Here is an 18,207-nt window from a genome sequence, read left to right as displayed (position 1 = left end):
TGAACAAGAAATTAATCAATTCAAATATGTAGCATAGGTCTTAGAAAATTTGTCCGACTTTTAGTTGCAAGTCCAATTTTCTTTTGACTTAATTAATGGTTGCAATTGGTCTGGTGTACCACTTATTACCATTGAAAGTTTTGGCTCTTTTATATCCTCAAATACCTTTTCTATTTTTCTACTTATAGAAATAGGTTCATGGTGGTAGGCTTTTCTCAAAACATCAGAATAATTGCTCCAATCATTTCTAAGCATATTACTCATGGTATCAGCTTCACTTTCCATAATTAGCAAACCATGATTACTACTTCCCATATAAGAGTACATTTCTGAAGTACTAATATTTGCAGGTAGAATTTTTACCCTAATATCTGGGCAGTCTTCCTTGTCATTTTTCTTGCCTTTGTTTTCACTTTCACAAGCCAAATATTTATTTTTACTTTCTTGGTAAATCTTATCATGTATAGGTTCTATTAATAACCTTGCATAATTCATTACTCCTTTTCCACTTGCTGGTGGTGCAATAATCATCACATATAAATTAGTGCTGATTTCATCACCATCATAAACTCCATAAATATTTGGCAAACAATTACTAAGTACACCTAATGAAGATAGCAGTACAATGTCCTTTTCTCTATCCTTAAAATCATCTGTTAGAGATTTTAATTTTTCGGGTAATCTGCTGTAAATAAAATCCTCAATCTGTCTTCTTTCTATATCAGTTTTCATAAATATCAGTTTTAGGGTATTGTTGAATTTCAAAACTCAAAGGGAAATTTTTACAATGTTTTTCTCCTTTTTTATCTTTCAAGTGAAACTGATTATAATGATACCAAGTGCCAAACTGCTTAAAGAAAAAGGGTGTTTCAGATTTTTCAAATTGGTACATTAAAGACAAAAACCAACTTAACTCAGTTTTCCTAAATTGAAATTCACCTTCAAGATTTCCAGACTCACCACCTAACACTGCCCAGTCAATTATGTCAAGTTCTTTGGCTGATAGGTAGATTTCACTCAATAAAGGCTCAAAAGAAACCCATTTCACATTACATCCAAAATCATCTAAATAATGGATTCTATGAATGTTTTCTTGTTGTTCTACTGTAACTCCAATCCACACATTTGGGTAATTGATACTTGACCAATTCTTAGGCAAATTGTCCTTTATTCTTTCAGGTCTTTTGGTAAGAATTAAATAGGTGTGTTGTTTAGTATTTCTAATGATTTCCCATACTTCTTCTCTCCACTCATCTACTTCTTCAATAAAGAAATCAGACATTGAGCAAGTGAAAATCTTCCTACCATTAGTCCAGTTTAAAGGTGCATTAAAAGTATTCTTGTTCTTAAATACAGTATTTGGATTAGCACCTTTACCATCAATAATTCTGTGCATGTAGCAATATTTACAACCACTTGACACTTTTCTACAACCCATCCATGGATTCCATGTTGAGTTAGTCCAACTTATACTTGACTTTCTCATTTGGCATTACTTTTTAAGTGATTGTAGATTTCTTGCTCTAATTCCTTTTTTGAAGTAGATTCATTCTTCATCATCCAATTATCTAAATCAGATTTCTTAAAGTAGAGCTTACCACCATTAGGCTTGGTAAATTCAATAGCCCTTTTTGAAGTCAGCTTATATAAAAAGGATTCACTAACATCTAAGTAAACCAGTGATTCTCTAAAACTCAATATCTCCTTATGTGCAATAAGTTGCATTTTTTGGAGATAATTTTTGTCATTAAATTTTAATTCCATATTATTAATTTTGTAGATACCTTGAGCTCATTCAATTTGGGTATCTGGATTATGGAAGCAAAATTTGGTTAAGAAGGATTGTAGGTCAAATACTAAAAATGTAGATTTAGGTTGTTTTCAGATAAATATTGTAGAAGTTGTGTAGAATGAAACTAAATGCTATTATTTGAAGTATTTAGTGATGATATTTGGAATGAATTCATCTCTTGAAATCCTTGATTGGACTGCAAACATTTTTTGAATACTTATAACATTAGAATTATTAGACTGAACAAATACTTCTTTTACAAAATTGTAAAAACAAGGTTTGATTCTTTTAGTAGAGTATAACTCTTTATGTAGAACCCAAAAAGTAAATCTCAATAATTCAAAGGTAATTTTAGGCTCTAATTGTTCATCTATTTCTGGTACTTCTTCATTTGTTACCAAAAAGTTAGTGTAGTCTATGAGTTTATTAAAATCATCTTGGCTTAATATGATTTCTTGTTTTTCATTTATGACAGCCATATATTTTAATACAGAGTAGATTATTTCACTATTTGTTGCATCAAAGTCTAAATTACTCCTTAAAGGAATGATTTCAACTATATCTTCATCAATAGTAAAAGCATCCATATCTGGTAAAAGAAGTAATTCATTAATGTACTTAACAAGGCTTCTTAATGGAATTAAAAAATAGGGATGATAAGCTAAAAGGTCTTTACTTTTATTAATTAAAAGTTGTATTCCTTTAACCTGAATTGACAAATAACTTTTTACAGCTACTTCATTATTTTTAATGCAAAACTGATAGATGTTATCTCTTGAAATATGGTATTGAGACTTGAGATATTTAATAATCAAGTTTTCTGTGTATTCAGTAAATTTTGTAGCATCACCAGATAATTCATCTATTTCTATACAGTCTATTACTGTAGAATGCTCTTTGAATACATAGGAAGAGTAATCACTGTAATAAAGAATACTATTAGCAACATCTTGTATGCTACTTTCATTCTTTAAAACTGATTCAAAGAATCTGATAGGATATGTAATTGTGCTTTTGTCCATAACTACAAAATTAGAAAATGTTGCAGCATTGTTGCAGCAATAACAAAAAAGCACCTACAAAATTAATTGTAGATGCTTTAAAATGCTCCCCCTCTTGGGCTCGAACCAAGGACCCTTTGATTAACAGTCAAATGCTCTAACCAACTGAGCTAAGGAGGATTATGTATTTTTAAGAGTAGAATATTTTAACTTCTACTTTAACCTCATTTTTATTTTTAAGAACTTCTCACTTTCCCTACCTGCCCTCTGATTAACAGTCAGATGCTCTAACCAACTGAGCTAAGGAGGAGTTTGCCTCCCATATTTGGGATTAGCGAGTGCAAATATATATCTTTTTAGAATATCAACAAATACTTTTTTTAAAAAAAATCATTTTTTTTATTCAAAAAAAAAAAGTCCTATTTTTTATCAAATATTGTACTTTTGTAAGCTAGATAAGCTTATTAAAAAAAGCAGAAACTATACTATGGATAAATTTTCGTTTTTAAACGCAGCACATACAGGATTTATAGCAGATTTATATGATAAATATTTAATCAATCCTGATGCAATAGAACCAAGCTGGAGAAGTTTTTTTCAGGGATATGATTTAGCCAATGAAAATTATTCTCTTACAGATGAAGATACAACTGTAGAAATACCACAAGAAGTCCATAAAGAATTTCTAGTTGTAGATTTAATTAATGGCTACAGAACTCGTGGGCATTTATTTACAAAAACAAACCCTGTTAGAGAAAGAAGACAATATCAACCTACTTTAGATATCGAAAATTTCGGATTAAACGAAAACGATTTAGATAGAGAATTTTCTGCTGGAGAAATTTTAGGTTTGGGTAAAACAAAGCTTTCTACAATAATTACTCACTTAAAACGAATTTATTGTGATTCTATTGGTGTAGAATATATGTACATGCGTAATCCAGAAAAATTAAAATGGTGGCAAAATCGTATAAATAAAAATGATAATCACCCAAATTATTCATCAGATTCTAAAAAATATATTTTAGGTAAATTAAACCAAGCAGTAACTTTCGAAAGCTTTTTACAAACAAAATATGTAGGTCAAAAACGTTTTTCTTTAGAAGGAGGTGAAGCACTTATTCCAGGAATAAGTGTAGCACTTAGAGATGCAGCAGAAAAATTTGGTGTAAAAGAATGCGTTTTAGGAATGGCTCACAGAGGTCGTTTAAACACATTAGTAAACATCTTTAAAAAACCTGTTAGAGACCTTTTTAGTGAGTTTGAAGGAAAAGATTTTGAAGACGAAAATATTGATGGAGATGTAAAATATCACTTAGGCTTAACATTAAGTAAAACTTATAGAGATGGCAATGAAATAAAAATGAATTTGGTGCCAAACCCATCTCACTTAGAAACAGTTGCCGCTGTTGCAGAAGGAATTACCAGAGCCAAAATTGATAGAAAATATAATGGTGACTCTAGCAAAATACTGCCCATTGTAATTCACGGAGACGCTGCAATTGCAGGTCAAGGAATTGCTTATGAGGTAGTACAAATGGCAAAACTAAATGGCTATAAAACAGGAGGAACCATACATTTAGTTGTAAACAATCAAATAGGATTTACAACTAATTATTTAGATGCGCGTTCAAGCACCTATTGTACAGATGTTGGTAAAGTAACCTTATCACCTGTTTTACACGTAAATGCAGATGATACAGAAGCAGTTTGCCACGCAATGCAAATGGCTTTAGAATTCAGAATGAAGTTTAAAGCAGATATTTTTATAGATTTATTAGGATACAGAAAATACGGTCATAATGAAGGTGATGAGCCTCGTTTTACACAACCAAAATTATACAAAGCAATTTCTAAACATCAAAATGTTAAGCAAATTTATGCCAATAAATTACTTACAGAAGGCTCAATAAATCAAACCTTTTTAAACGAAGTAACAACTGAGTTTAAAGAAATGCTCGAAAAAGAATTTAATGAAGCTAAGAAAGTCAAAACTTCTAAAGTAAGAGAGTTTATGAAATCTACTTGGAAAGGTTTTGAACGCCAACATTTAGACGCAATGTTACTTGCAGAGGATACAAAATATGATGTTGAGAAATTAAAAAATATTGCAAAAGTAGTTTCTACTGTTCCAGAAAACGTAAAATTTGTTAGAAAAGCAGAACGCATTTTAAAGGGAAGAGAAAAAATGACTTTTGAAACCAATCAATTAGATTGGGGAATGGCAGAAAACCTTGCTTACGGTTCTTTAATGGAAGAAGGATTTAATGTAAGAATTTCTGGTCAGGATGTAGAAAGAGGTACATTTTCTCATAGACACGCTATTTTACGTGATGAAGTTTCTGAAGAAAGAATCAACTTATTAAACACAAACCCAAATAATAAAGGACAAATGACGATTTACAACTCGTTATTATCTGAATACGGTGTACTAGGTTTTGATTATGGTTATGCAATGGGAAATCCTAATACATTAACTATTTGGGAAGCTCAGTTTGGAGATTTTTCTAATGGAGCTCAAATAATGTTCGACCAATACATTTCTGCTGCCGAAGATAAATGGAAAATGCAAAACGGAATTGTTGTATTGTTGCCTCACGGATATGAAGGGCAAGGTTCTGAACATTCATCTGCAAGAATAGAGCGTTATTTACAATTATGTGCAGTAGATAATATGACAGTTGCCAATTGTACAACTCCAGCAAATTTCTATCATTTATTGCGTAGACAAATGAAACGCAATTACAGAAAGCCATTAATTGTATTTACACCCAAGAGTTTATTACGTCATCCAAAGGCTGTAAATACTATAGAAGAATTAGCAAACGGAGAATTCCAAGAAGTTATAGATGATACTGTAAATGTAGATGGAGTTAAAAAAATGGTATTCTGTATGGGTAAATTTTATTATGATTTATTAGCAGAAAGAGAAGAAAACCAAAGAGAAGATGTTGCTTTAATTAGAATTGAACAATTATTTCCTTTACATCAAGAAAAAATTCAAAATATTATAGATAAATATCCAAACGTAACAGAGTATGTTTGGGCACAAGAAGAACCCAGAAATATGGGCGCTTGGAGTTATATGTTACAACGATTTGAGTTAAAAAACTTAAGTGTTTGTTCGCGTAAATATTATGCAGTTCCAGCAGCAGGTTCTAGCACACGATTTAAAAAACGTCATAAAGCTGTTATTGATAGTGTTTTTAACAGTTAAGTTTTGAAAAAAAGTTTTTTTTATATATTACTATTGATTTCTTTTGTTGGGTTTTCTCAACAAGAAAAAGAAAACTACGCAAAAATTTCTCAAGAATTTTTGAGTTTTTTTAATGCTAAAGATTATACAGCAATTTTTAATATGTTTGATGATAATATGAAAAAAGCTTTGCCTAAAGAAAAAGCATTAGCATTTTTTCAATACAAAGTTGCACCTGCTGGTAAAATTCAAAAAATGGAATTTTATGAAGTAAAACTTACATCACATATTTATAAAACTACTTTTGAACAAGCAGTTTTAGATGTTTTAATTTCTTTAGACAACGAGAATAAAATAAATGGCTTATACATAAAGCCTTATGTGCCAAAAAACTTACCAGTTATTGATAGAAACTCCACAAAAATGAAGCTTCCTTTTAATGAAGAATGGACTGTTTTTTGGGGAGGTACAACTGTTAAAGATAATTACCATATGGCTTATTCAAATCAAAAATATGCCTATGACATTGTAATTACTAAAAACGGGAAATCTTTTAAAAAGAATAAAAGTATAAATGAAAATTTTTATGCTTTTGGTAAAGAAATAATAGCTCCTTGTAATGGTACAATTGTTCACGTTTTTAGAGGAGTAAAAGATAATGTTCCAGGAGAAATGAATAAGACAATACCTTATGGAAACACAGTGGTTCTAAAAACAGATAATAATGAATTTATTGTGTTTTCTCATTTTAAAGAAAACTCAATTAAAGTTAATAGAAATCAAAAAGTTAATCAAGGAGATTTATTAGGTCTCTGTGGTAATTCTGGTAATTCTTCAGAACCACATTTGCATTTAAGTTTACAAAATGTTGCTGATAAAAAGATAGCAACAGGAGGTAAATTATTTTTTGATAAAATAAAAGTAAATGGAAATGTAAAGAAAGATTACATTCCAATAAAAAACGATAAAATCCAAAATATAAAATAAGGAAACATGAGTGTTTTAGAAATGAAAGTTCCTTCACCAGGAGAATCAATTACAGAAGTAGAAATTGCAACTTGGTTAGTTGAAGATGGAGATTATGTAGAAAAAGATCAGCCTATTGCAGAAGTAGACTCAGACAAAGCAACCTTAGAATTACCTGCTGAAGAAAGTGGTATTATCACGCTAAAAGCAGAAGAAGGGGATGCTGTAGAAGTGGGAGCTGTAGTTTGTTTAATTGATATGGATGCTGAGAAACCAGAAGGTGCTGCTGCTCCTAAAAAAGAAGAAGCACCAAAAGAAGAAAAGAAAGTTGAAGTTGCCGCAGCTCCAAAAGCAGATACTTACGCAACAGGAACTGCTTCTCCTGCCGCTAAAAAAGTATTGGCAGAAAAAGGAATAGACGCATCAACCATAAAAGGCACAGGAAAAGATGGTAGAATTACCAAAGACGATGCTGTAAAAGCAGTACCTTCTATGGGAACTCAACCTGCAAATGGATCTCGTACAACAGCGCGTAAAAAAATGTCTATGTTGCGTAGAAAAGTTGCGCAACGTTTGGTTGCTGTAAAAAGCGAAACAGCAATGTTAACTACATTTAACGAAGTGAATATGCAGCCAATTTTCGATTTAAGAAAACAATTTAAAGAAGACTTTAAAGCAAAACACGGTGTTGGTTTAGGGTTTATGTCTTTCTTTACGTTGGCTGTGGTTAGAGCTTTAAAAATGTATCCTGATGTAAACTCAATGATTGATGGAGATTTTCAAATAAAACACGATTTTCAAGATATTTCTATTGCCGTTTCTGGACCAAAAGGCTTAATGGTTCCTGTAATTAGAAACGCAGAAAACTTATCTTTTAGAGGTGTAGAATCTGAAGTAAAACGTTTGGCAATTAGAGCTAGGGATGGGCAAATTACTATTGATGAAATGACAGGAGGAACTTTTACAATTACTAACGGTGGTGTGTTTGGTTCTATGTTATCAACACCAATTATAAACCCTCCACAAAGTGGAATTTTAGGAATGCACAATATTGTAAACAGACCAATGGCAGTAGATGGACAAGTAGTAATACAACCAATTATGTATGTGGCTTTATCTTACGATCACAGAATTATTGATGGTAGAGAATCTGTTGGTTTCTTAGTGGCTGTTAAAGAAGCTTTAGAAAATCCTGTTGAGTTATTGATGGATAATAATCCTACAAAAGCCTTAGAAATGTAGTTTAGATTTCTTGATTATTAGAAATTTAGATTTTTAGATATTGAAAATCCTGAGCTTTTTGCTTGGGATTTTTTTTATTTGTAGCTATTTCCAGCTTTTCACTATATCTTTTTTTTCGTTCCTCAAAAAAGGATGCCGTTTCAATCTGGGCTAAACTTGTTTGCTGGCTTATTTATTCTCCTAGAAACAAGTGTTTTTACTTATTGACTTTTAAAATAAAAATACCGAACTTCGCTAACTACGTTTAAAAAGATTAAAACGTTGCATAAACGTGTTTACATTATCCAACACAAGCCACTCAAATCAATAAAATGTCTGAATATTCAGAAAAATATAATATAGAAACTGAATTTGATATAAAGAAAGTTCGAGATATAGTGAACAAAATGTTTAGTGAAAGAAATAGTTTTCTGAAAGGAAAATTTATTGGCTCAATGAAAAATGACACCTTTTATGGTTCAACAAATTATAACGTGTATATTACAATTAAAGGAAATATTTCTCAAAAAGAGAAAAAGACATTTATAAATATGACAATATCAGACTGTAGCCCAAATTATTCTACTATTGCGAATACTTTTATAATTATCTTTTTAGTTATCGCATTAATAATTATTGCTTCCAATAAATCAACTGACTTTTTTCACTATTTAATACCAATAGTAATATTCGGAATTACAATGTTAGGATTGAAAATATTCAGACTGATTATAAAATATTTTAAACCAAGTTTGAAGAATTCAGCAGAATTGATAACGAAAGAAATAAATGGGAAAATAAAAAACGTTGGGTAACAACGTACGTGTATAAAAAAATCCTTGCACACAAAACTGCAATTTTCCATAACACAAACACACTAGCAAATTTTCAAAATAATTACTTTTTTTTATAAAATAATTTTTAATTATTTACCTTGCATTAAAAAGTAAAAATGCCCAAAAACCCTGAATTAGAACTTGCCATAAATTTTATTGATAAAACAGATAGAAATCTATTTATCACAGGAAAAGCAGGTACAGGAAAAACTACTTTTTTACATCAAATTAAAAACGAATCTTTAAAAAGAATGGTTATTGTGGCGCCAACTGGTGTGGCTGCCATTAATGCAAAAGGGGTAACTATTCATTCTTTTTTTCAAATGCCTTTTGGTCCTATTTTACCCAATCAGATTGCAAATACAAATCAGCAACGCAAGTTTTCTAAAACTAAAATCGATATTATAAAATCGTTAGATTTAATAATTATAGATGAAATTTCTATGGTTCGCGCAGATTTATTGGATGGAATAGACCAAGTAATGAGACGCTACAAAAACAGAAACAAAGTATTTGGTGGCGCACAAGTTTTAATGATTGGAGATTTGCAACAATTAGCGCCAGTGGTTAGACCAAATGAATGGAGTTTATTAAGAAGTTATTACGAAACTGTTTATTTTTTTAGCTCTAAAGCCTATCAAGAAGCAAATGTAGTTTCTATTGAACTGAAACATATTTATCGTCAGAAAAACGAAAAATTCATCAAAATTTTAAATGAAATCAGAAACGATAAACTATCAGAGAATTCTGCTAAAATTTTAAATTCTAGATACAATCCAACGTTTCAACCTAAAAAAGAAGAAGGCTATATTACTTTAACTACGCATAATAAAAGAGCTAATACAATTAACGAATCTGAATTAAATAAACTCAAAAGTAAAAGCTACTTTTTTGAAGCAGATGTTTCTGGAAAATTTAATGAAAATGCTTTTCCTAATGATGAAAAATTAGAGTTAAAAGTAGGTGCACAAGTAATGTTTATCAAAAATGATTCATCGCCAGAAAAAAGATATTTTAATGGTAAAATAGGAATTATTACCGATATTTCTAGAGAAAATGTAACTGTACAATGTGCTAACGAAATTGATGAAATTGTTACAGAAAGAGAAATGTGGGACAATGTAAATTATTCTATCAACCAAGAAACCAAAGAGATTAAAGAAGATATTATTGGTTCTTTTTCGCAGATTCCATTGCGTTTGGCTTGGGCAATTACCATTCATAAAAGTCAAGGTTTAACTTTTGATAAAGCAATTATTGATGCAGAGGCTTCTTTTGCGCACGGGCAAACGTATGTGGCTTTAAGTAGATGCACATCTTTAGAAGGGTTAGTTTTAAAAACGCCAATTTCTAGCAATGCAATTATTAACGATAAAACCGTAAGTATTTTTAATGAAAGTGTAGCAAAAAATCATCCTGATGAAACTATTTTAAACGAATCTGAAAAACAATTTCAACTGAATTTAATTTCAGAATTATTTGATTATCAGCAGTTTTTATATCCAACTACAAGAATGATTGATGTTTTTTACAAGAATCAAACTTCTATTAATGGTGATGTAATAGACCATTTACAAACTATAAAAGATGATGGAGTTGTAGCTTTGCTAAAAGTTGCTAACGGATTTAAAAATCAGTTACTTAATCTTTCTGAAGGAAATATTCTCCCAGAAAACAGTTCTCAAATACAAGAGCGTTTTACAAAAGGAGTGGATTATTTTTTATCAGAAACTATCAATAAAATTGTACAACCGCTCTCTAAAATTTCATTTTCATCTGATAACAAAGCTGTCAAAAAAGATTTCTTGAAACATTTTGATAATTTGCAAGAAAAGTTATCAGAAAAAGTATTTGCTTTAAAAAAAATGACGGATGGTTTTAAAACTCAAGTATATTTAAAAGTTAGAGCAGATGCTGTTTTGCAAAAAACGGAGCCTAAAAAGAAAAAGAAACTCTCTACTAGAAAAGATCCTTTGTTAGCCTTAAAATTACGCGAATTACGAGATGAAATTAGAATTGCAGAAAACATAGCTGCTTTTCAAATTTTTACGCAAGAAACTTTATATGCTTTGTGCGATGCTTTGCCAAGAACAGAAAAAGAGTTGTTAAAAGTAAAAGGAATGGGAAAAATCCGTGTAAATAAATACGGAGAAGAAATTTTAGAAGTTATAGAAACCTATTGCAAAGAAAACGGAATTAATAAATTTAATGAACAAAAAAAGGAAGATAAAAAAAGCTCAAAACAAATTACTTTAGAGTTGTTTAAATCGGGTTTATCTGCCAAAGAAATTGCCAAAGAACGTAGTTTAACATTAAACACAATTCAGAGTCATTTAATGAGTTTTATTCCTTCTGGCGATGTAGATATTTTAGAATTAATTCCGCTTAAAAAGTATAAGAAACTCATCAACCAAATAGAAAAAGTAGAGTTTAAAAACCTTACAGAACTGAAAGAAAAAGTAGACAAATCTTTTACTTATATGGAATTAAGAATGGTTTTGTTGTCGATAGAGAGTTAGGTTTTTCTTTTTTTTTGTTGGTAAAAAAGAGTTGAAAAATTAGCCTGTTTTAAGTTTTGCTCAAGGTTCAATCTAGATTAATCGCTTATTTTTACCTAAAAAAATTTCTATTAAAATCCTTAATAATGCTATTTCTTAGGTCGAACTCACTCACGTTAATAACAATAAATTCTACGGAGTATAAATCTTATTTTTTATAGCATACATTACTAAACCAACCCTGTTTTTTATACTTAATTTTGTGAATAATGAATCTCTATAACCATCAATAGTTTTAGGGCTTAAACACATTTTATCAGCAATTTCTTTATAGGTTAATTCTGTGCAAGCATATTTCATAAAAGTAAGTTCTCTTTCTTTAAAAGTGAGCGAATTTTTTACATTGCCAGATAAAGATTGCATTAATAAGTTAGTCACATTTTTTGTATGAAAAAAACCATTTTCAACAACTTCTAAAAGCGCATTTTCTAGCACAGATTTTTCTGTATCTTTTAACAAATACCCTATAGCACCAGCTTTTAACATTTTAAGAATTGTTGCATCTGCATCTTCTACAGAAAGCGCCATTACATCTACAGAAGGATGATTTGCGGTTAGCCATTCTGTGGTTTCTATGCCGTTCATTATTGGCATATTTATATCCATTAAAACCACATCTGGAATGTTTTTTGGCGAATCAGAAAATTTATCAATTAACTCTTGTCCATTTTTATAAGTATGTAAAACTTTAAATTTATCAAAAGTGTTAACCATACCTGCAATTGCTTGTGATAAAAGTGTATGGTCATCTACAATTACTACTGAATATTTTATCATAATTTATAATTTATAGAAAGTGATGTTCCTTTTTCTTTTTCTGATGAAAAGTTAGCTTCGGCTCCAATTAATTTAGCTCTGTTTTTTATGTTTAATAATCCAATTCCGTTATTAGATTTTTCTGTTGATGAAAACCCAATTCCGTTGTCAGAAGCAGTTACCAATAAACTTTCTGAGTTAAAATTTAAAACAACTTTTAAAGTTGATGCTTTAGAGTGTTTTATAGTATTTGAAAAAAATTCTTGTAAAATCCTAAAAATAATAATGCTCGCTTTTTCATCAATTTTCTGTTCATTTCCAGTAACTTCTATGCTTGCATCAATAAAATTTAAACGATTAAATCTATCAATTTCTAACAGTATAGCGTCCTTTAATTCTATGTTTTTAATGGCTTCTGGGTTTATTAATTTAGACAAAGCTCTAACTTCATTCAATCCTTTAGAAATAGTTGAAGAAACTTCACCTATATTTTCTTTGGTTGTGCTTTGTAATTGAATTTTTGCCAAGGTTAATAACTGACCAATATTGTCATGCAACTCCCAACTAATATTACGCAAAGTTTCTTCTCTAATTTCAATTTGAGTTTCTGCAATCTCACGTTCAAAACGTTTTTTTGCATCTTTTTGTTCTTGTAGTAATTTGTTTTTTCTTCGTTGAAAAACACCAAATAGAACAATAACAGTTATCGTCATTAATAAAATTAATAATGATGTAAAAATTAATGCTGATTGTACTCCTTCTTGCTCCATATAAAACCAATTGAATAACAAGTATATAAAATTAGATTAAAACTAATAAGTAATACAGTATACAAATTTTGATCTGATCTTATAATGTCTTCTGTAAATATGATAAAAGGAATCATACCAACATTAAAGAGGAGTAGCGCTGTAGCAATCCAAAAACTTAATTTGTATTTTATATGAATAACTATTTTACTTGCTAACAATTCAGAGAAATATAAAAGAGTTGCTATTAAAGTTATAATAGCTCCAAAAACAAATGCCTTAATGTGGTATTCTTTATTACCATCAACCACAAAACAATAAACATCTAAAACAATAAAAAGAATTGAAAAAACTAAAATAATTTGTTTAAATATTTTTTTTTGAATGATTTTATAATACCAAACAAAGTAAAACAGAAAACTAATTAGAAAATAGATATTATAAACCCAGTTATTGTCTTTTTTTAAAATAGTACCAACATATCCACCTACGCCTAAATCTATAAATATCACAAACCATAAAAAATGTAAAAAATATTTTTCTGTAGATTTGCTATACTTTTTAAAATGATAAGTAGCTAAAATAGCTGCAATAAGTTCGAATAGATGAATAATGTTCCCCATTTCTAAAAACTTAATTTAAATCTTTTGGCGGTTTTCCTCCATTACCCATATTTAACCCATCAACTCCATCTATAATTTCATCATCATCATTATAAAAGAAACTAGAACCATTTACAACTTTTCTTTTAGCAGGCATAAAAAACATAGTGGTGTAACCTAATTCGCTTTTAGCAATTCCTTTTTCATCTTTAGAGTAGCTACCTAAATACACTCTTATTCTTAAATCTTGAGCTGAAATACCTTTTTTCTTAGCCTCTTTTTCTACATAAGCTAAGTATTGTTTTATTTCATTAAAATTGTAGGTAACATCTCTTACATCTTCCGTTTTAATTTGCCCAGAACTTATTAAATGTTTATTCAAAAAACGTGCTCTTGTTTCTATATAGTTCTTTTGTAGCTTTTTAGCTTTTTCATAACTAATAGTTTTACTTGGTTTATCAGAATTTTGATCTTCGCTGCAAGAGACAAAAACAAGGATACAAGACATTAAAATTAGTAGTTTTTTGTTCATTGATTTCATAAATTAAATTTTAAGGTTAATAGTAGCCAAAATACAATTTTAATTCTTTTGATATTTTAGGAAGATTTTTGGAATATTTTCAAGTGATTGTAAATCAATAAGTAAGACATTTTTTTTGTAAGTTAAAAAGGGTTTTTCTTTAAAAAAAGGGTGTTTTTCCTGTAAGATTTTTAAGGATTTAACTGTTGTATGTCAATTATTTAACTTGCAGATTTGCAAAGTAAACGAGTTTGTTATAATTTGTTTTACCTTTAGGGAGAATTGCTTTTAAACACCTTATCTTTTTTAAGAGTTGGGTGTTTTTTTTATCTTTACTAAATGAAAAAAATAGAACACATTGGTATAGCAGTTAAAGACTTAGAAAAGTCTAATGAGTTATTTGCATCGCTTTTTGGCAAAGCTCATTATAAAGTAGAAGAAGTAAAATCTGAAGGCGTAAAAACCTCATTTTTTAAAAACGGCCCCAACAAAATTGAACTCTTAGAAGCAACAAAACCAGAAAGTCCTATTGCAAAATTTATAGAGAAAAAAGGAGAAGGAATTCATCATATTGCATTTGCAGTTTCAGATATAAAATCAGAAATAAAACGTTTACAAAAAGAAGGTTTTACGGTTTTAAATGAAACTCCAAAAAAAGGAGCAGATAATAAACTAGTGGCTTTTTTACACCCTAAAACAACCAATGGAGTTCTTATAGAATTGTGTCAAGAAATTGAATAGTTAAAATACTGCTAACAGATACAATTTACTAGTTACTAATTATTATCTTGCGAGCGTTAAAAATGAACAGTAAATAATGTCATCAAAATTTGAATCTTATCAAAAAAGACGTCTGCAATCTTCTTACATTTCTGTAGTAGTTAGCATTGCTTTGGTGCTTTTTATGGTAGGTGTTTTAGGTTTAGTTTTATTAAAATCGACAAAAGTTGCCAATCATTTTAAAGAAAAAGTTGCCATCACTTTATTTTTAAAAGATGAGGTTAGTAACGAAAAAATTTTTGCTTTTAAAGAAGTCTTAAAAAAAGAAGCCTATGCAAAAAAGGTTTTATATGTAAGCAAAGAAAATGCAGCAAAAAAATATAGCAAAGAAATTGGTGAAGATTTTTTAAATTTTTTAGGAGAAAATCCTTTAAAAAACGGAATAGATATTTACTTAAATGCAGCTTTTGTGACCCCAAAAAAAATAGAAGAATTAGAGACAAAATTTTTAAAAAATGCTTTTGTTGCTGATGTTTCTTACGATAAACCTTTAATCGAATTGTTAACAAAAAACATAAAAAGAATAAGTTTTTGGTTGTTAATTTTAAGTGGATTTTTAGGCGTTGTAGCAATGATTTTAATTAACAGTTCTATTAGATTATCTATTTATTCTAAAAGATTTAACATAAAAACAATGCAAATGGTGGGTGCCACAAAAAGTTTTATTCGAAAACCGTTTATTTGGCAAAGCATTAAATTAGGAATGTTAGGAGCCATTTTTGCACTTGTTGGCTTGGCATTTGTAATTTATTATGTAGATAAATACATTCCTGCTTTAGAATTGGCAAAAGATTATTTTTCTTTAGGTTATTTGGTTGGCGGAGTTTTACTATCGGCATTTATAATAACTTGGCTCAGTACATTTTTTGCCACCCAACGTTTTTTAAATTTACGCACAGAAGAACTTTATTATTAATGATTATGAAAAACGAAAAAACACCAAAACCAGAATTTTTATTCGGAAAAAAGAATTACATCATAATGGTTGTAGGTTTAATAATAATTGCCTTAGGATTTATTTTTATGGCAGGTGGTGGTAGTGATGATCCTGAAGTTTTTAACCAAGAAATTTACAATTGGCAACGCATTAGACTAGCACCAACATTAGTAATTATTGGTCTAGGAATAGAAATTTATGCTATTCTTTTAAATCCTAAAAAGTAAGATGAATATTTTAGAATCAATAGTTTTAGGAATTATTCAAGGTTTAACAGAATTTTTACCTGTTTCTTCTAGTGGTCATTTAGAATTAGCAAAAGCAATTTTAGGCGATACTTCTGTACCAGAAGAAAGTTTAACTTTTACAGTAGTTTTACATTTTGCAACAGCACTAAGTACACTTGTAATTTTTAGAAAAGAAGTAGCTGAAATAATAAAAGGTTTACTACAATTTAAGTGGAATGATGAATTTAAATTTTCTCTAAAAATAGTAATCTCAATGATTCCAGCAGTGGTAGTTGGGTTACTTTTTGAAAAACAATTAGAATCTTTTTTTGGCGGAAAAATATTATTAGTAGGAGTTATGCTTTTAGTTACTGCACTTTTATTGTTGCTTGCAGACAAAGCAAAAAACACAAACAAAGAAGTTTCTTTTTTTAATTCAGTAATTATTGGCGTTTCTCAGGCAATAGCAATGTTGCCAGGAATATCAAGATCTGGAGCAACAATTTCTACATCAGTTTTGTTAGGAATAGACAGAACAAGAGCAGCTAGATTTTCTTTCTTAATGGTAGTCCCTTTAATTTTTGGTAAAATAGCAAAAGATGTTTTAAGCGGAGATATTAATTTTCAATCTTCAGAAATACTTCCTATTTCTATCGGATTTATAGCCGCATTTGTTTCTGGGTTATTAGCTTGTAAATGGATGATTGCTTTGGTTAAAAAAAGTAAATTATCCTATTTTTCAATATACTGTGCAATAGTTGGTTGTATTGCAATTGGTTATGCACTTTTAAATTAAGATGACTCTAGAGGATTATAAAAACGGTAAAGTTTTATTGATTGATAAACCACTAAAATGGACTTCTTTTCAGGCAGTTAATAAAATCCGTTGGCACATAAAACAACGCTTTAAAATAAAAAAAATAAAAGTGGGTCATGCAGGTACTTTAGATCCTTTAGCAACAGGCTTGTTAATTATTTGTACAGGTAAGCAAACTAAAGAAATAAATATTTATCAAGGGCAAATAAAAGAATATACAGGCACTTTTACAATTGGCGCAACAACACCAAGTTACGATTTAGAAACAGCGATTGATAAAACCTATTCTACAACACATATTTCTGAACAAATCTTAAAAGAAACCACCAAACAATTTATAGGCGATATTCAGCAAAAACCACCTATTTTTTCTGCAATTAAAAAAGACGGAAAACGTTTGTATGAGTTGGCTAGAAAAGGAGAAACTACAGAAATAAATGCAAGAACAGTTACTATTTCTGAATTTGATATTACAAATATTGATGGCAATAAAATAGATTTTAGAGTTGTCTGTAGCAAAGGAACTTACATTCGTTCTTTGGCATATGATTTTGGATTGGCGTTAAATTCAGGTGCGCATTTATCTGCCTTAAGAAGAACTAAAATTGGTAATTTTTCTGTTGATAATGCAATTTCTGTAAATGATTTTATTAAAAACGTAGAAACGGAATAATTTTTGATTCAATTGTAGCAACCCAAAACTACAGTATGAAAAAAATACTACTATTAATTTCGTTTTTTTGTGTAATTCAAACTTCATTTTCACAAGAAAAATTAGGAAAACCTTTTTTTACAGGTTCAGCAAATTTAACCTTTGCAATTAATGAAAACTATGTTTTATTCGAACCAGATGATGGTGAATATTTGCTAAATCCAACTGCCATATTTTTAAGAGCCGGCTTTGGTTACGAGTTTAAAAAACGAGTTGCCATTAGCGTAAATAGTGGTTTTGATTATCATTGGAACTATGCAGTTAGCGCTTTTCCTATTTATGGATCTTTACGATTTAACATTACTGAAGACGAAGGAGATACTTTTTTTGTTGAAGGAAGTTATGGAAAAATGTGGAGATTGTCTCCTAAATATGCAGATGGTAAATATTATAGTTTCGGAATTGGAACGCAAGCTGCAGGTGATGGAAGATGGAATACCGTTGTAAAATTAGAATTTCATAGAAAAGCCATTTTAGGTTTCGAAAACAACAGATTAGATAGTGTTTCTTTAGGAATTGGTTTTTCTTTTTTCTAAA

19 protein-coding genes and 1 tRNA gene are annotated in these 18,207 nt (G+C 29.6%); 11 read left to right on the top strand and 9 right to left on the bottom strand.

Annotated features, from left to right (window positions below; all coding sequences use genetic code 11):
• Positions 1-60: 60 nt before the first annotated feature.
• The 5 genes from ACY2RX_RS13670 to ACY2RX_RS13650 form a co-directional block, all read right to left on the bottom strand.
• Positions 61-732, bottom strand: a complete 672-nt coding sequence (locus ACY2RX_RS13670; protein WP_490104541.1) for a DUF3987 domain-containing protein — start codon at positions 730-732, stop codon at positions 61-63.
• Positions 722-1,486, bottom strand: coding sequence for a DUF5131 family protein (locus ACY2RX_RS13665; protein WP_490104540.1), 765 nt, complete (start codon positions 1,484-1,486; stop codon positions 722-724). Before ACY2RX_RS13665 ends, ACY2RX_RS13670 begins: the two co-directional genes overlap by 11 nt.
• Complete coding sequence (locus ACY2RX_RS13660) at positions 1,483-1,764, bottom strand: helix-turn-helix domain-containing protein (protein WP_490104539.1); 282 nt, start codon at positions 1,762-1,764, stop codon at positions 1,483-1,485. Before ACY2RX_RS13660 ends, ACY2RX_RS13665 begins: the two co-directional genes overlap by 4 nt.
• A gap of 162 nt (positions 1,765-1,926) precedes the next feature.
• On the bottom strand, positions 1,927-2,868 hold the full coding sequence (locus ACY2RX_RS13655) for a hypothetical protein (protein ID WP_490104538.1): 942 nt from the start codon (positions 2,866-2,868) through the stop codon (positions 1,927-1,929).
• Positions 2,869-2,899: 31 nt separating this feature from the next.
• A tRNA-Asn gene (locus ACY2RX_RS13650) sits at positions 2,900-2,973 on the bottom strand.
• Between the two features lie 307 nt (positions 2,974-3,280).
• Here ACY2RX_RS13650 and ACY2RX_RS13645 point away from each other — a divergent pair.
• The 5 genes from ACY2RX_RS13645 (at position 3,281) to ACY2RX_RS13625 (ending at position 11,531) form a co-directional block, all read left to right on the top strand.
• Positions 3,281-6,010 (top strand): 2-oxoglutarate dehydrogenase E1 component, encoded by a 2,730-nt coding sequence (locus ACY2RX_RS13645; RefSeq protein ID WP_490104537.1) that lies wholly within the window; start codon positions 3,281-3,283, stop codon positions 6,008-6,010.
• Between the two features lie 3 nt (positions 6,011-6,013).
• Positions 6,014-6,976 (top strand): DUF3887 domain-containing protein, encoded by a 963-nt coding sequence (locus ACY2RX_RS13640; RefSeq protein WP_490104536.1) that lies wholly within the window; start codon positions 6,014-6,016, stop codon positions 6,974-6,976.
• Positions 6,977-6,982: 6 nt separating this feature from the next.
• Positions 6,983-8,197 (top strand): 2-oxoglutarate dehydrogenase complex dihydrolipoyllysine-residue succinyltransferase, encoded by a 1,215-nt coding sequence (gene odhB / locus ACY2RX_RS13635; RefSeq protein WP_490104535.1) that lies wholly within the window; start codon positions 6,983-6,985, stop codon positions 8,195-8,197.
• A 311-nt stretch (positions 8,198-8,508) separates the two neighbouring features.
• Positions 8,509-8,991, top strand: a complete 483-nt coding sequence (locus ACY2RX_RS13630; RefSeq protein WP_490104534.1) for a hypothetical protein — start codon at positions 8,509-8,511, stop codon at positions 8,989-8,991.
• Between the two features lie 137 nt (positions 8,992-9,128).
• Positions 9,129-11,531, top strand: a complete 2,403-nt coding sequence (locus tag ACY2RX_RS13625; RefSeq protein WP_490104533.1) for a helix-turn-helix domain-containing protein — start codon at positions 9,129-9,131, stop codon at positions 11,529-11,531.
• A gap of 171 nt (positions 11,532-11,702) precedes the next feature.
• On the opposite strand, the gene ACY2RX_RS13620 is transcribed toward ACY2RX_RS13625, so the two are convergent.
• From ACY2RX_RS13620 to ACY2RX_RS13605, 4 genes are read right to left on the bottom strand one after another with little or no spacing between them, the layout of a single operon-like run.
• Positions 11,703-12,347, bottom strand: coding sequence for a response regulator transcription factor (locus tag ACY2RX_RS13620; RefSeq protein ID WP_490104532.1), 645 nt, complete (start codon positions 12,345-12,347; stop codon positions 11,703-11,705).
• Positions 12,344-13,096, bottom strand: coding sequence for a sensor histidine kinase (locus tag ACY2RX_RS13615; RefSeq protein WP_490104531.1), 753 nt, complete (start codon positions 13,094-13,096; stop codon positions 12,344-12,346). Before ACY2RX_RS13615 ends, ACY2RX_RS13620 begins: the two co-directional genes overlap by 4 nt.
• Positions 13,066-13,698: a hypothetical protein gene (locus ACY2RX_RS13610; protein ID WP_490104530.1), complete on the bottom strand. Its 633-nt coding sequence runs from the start codon at positions 13,696-13,698 to the stop codon at positions 13,066-13,068. The genes ACY2RX_RS13615 and ACY2RX_RS13610 overlap by 31 nt, the downstream gene beginning before the upstream one ends.
• 10 nt (positions 13,699-13,708) lie before the next feature.
• Positions 13,709-14,218, bottom strand: a complete 510-nt coding sequence (locus ACY2RX_RS13605; protein ID WP_490104529.1) for a hypothetical protein — start codon at positions 14,216-14,218, stop codon at positions 13,709-13,711.
• Between the two features lie 318 nt (positions 14,219-14,536).
• Between ACY2RX_RS13605 and mce the strand changes: the two genes are divergently transcribed.
• The 6 genes from mce (at position 14,537) to ACY2RX_RS13575 (ending at position 18,206) form a co-directional block, all read left to right on the top strand.
• Entirely contained in the window at positions 14,537-14,938 is a 402-nt protein-coding gene (gene mce / locus ACY2RX_RS13600; RefSeq protein ID WP_490104528.1) for a methylmalonyl-CoA epimerase, read from the top strand.
• Between the two features lie 76 nt (positions 14,939-15,014).
• Positions 15,015-15,893 (top strand): cell division protein FtsX, encoded by an 879-nt coding sequence (locus tag ACY2RX_RS13595; RefSeq protein ID WP_490104527.1) that lies wholly within the window; start codon positions 15,015-15,017, stop codon positions 15,891-15,893.
• A 5-nt stretch (positions 15,894-15,898) separates the two neighbouring features.
• A complete protein-coding gene (locus ACY2RX_RS13590; RefSeq protein WP_490104526.1) occupies positions 15,899-16,141 on the top strand; it encodes a DUF3098 domain-containing protein in 243 nt (80 codons plus the stop codon).
• 1 nt (position 16,142) lies between these two features.
• Positions 16,143-16,937: an undecaprenyl-diphosphate phosphatase gene (locus ACY2RX_RS13585; RefSeq protein WP_490104525.1), complete on the top strand. Its 795-nt coding sequence runs from the start codon at positions 16,143-16,145 to the stop codon at positions 16,935-16,937.
• A gap of 1 nt (position 16,938) precedes the next feature.
• On the top strand, positions 16,939-17,631 hold the full coding sequence (gene truB, locus ACY2RX_RS13580; RefSeq protein WP_490104524.1) for a tRNA pseudouridine(55) synthase TruB: 693 nt from the start codon (positions 16,939-16,941) through the stop codon (positions 17,629-17,631).
• Positions 17,632-17,666: 35 nt separating this feature from the next.
• Complete coding sequence (locus tag ACY2RX_RS13575) at positions 17,667-18,206, top strand: hypothetical protein (RefSeq protein ID WP_490104523.1); 540 nt, start codon at positions 17,667-17,669, stop codon at positions 18,204-18,206.
• The last annotated feature ends 1 nt before the right edge of the window (position 18,207 follow it).

The sequence above is a fragment of the Polaribacter sp. 2405UD43-2 genome (assembly GCF_058147125.1).
This window is presented reverse-complemented; position numbering and strand designations above follow the sequence as displayed.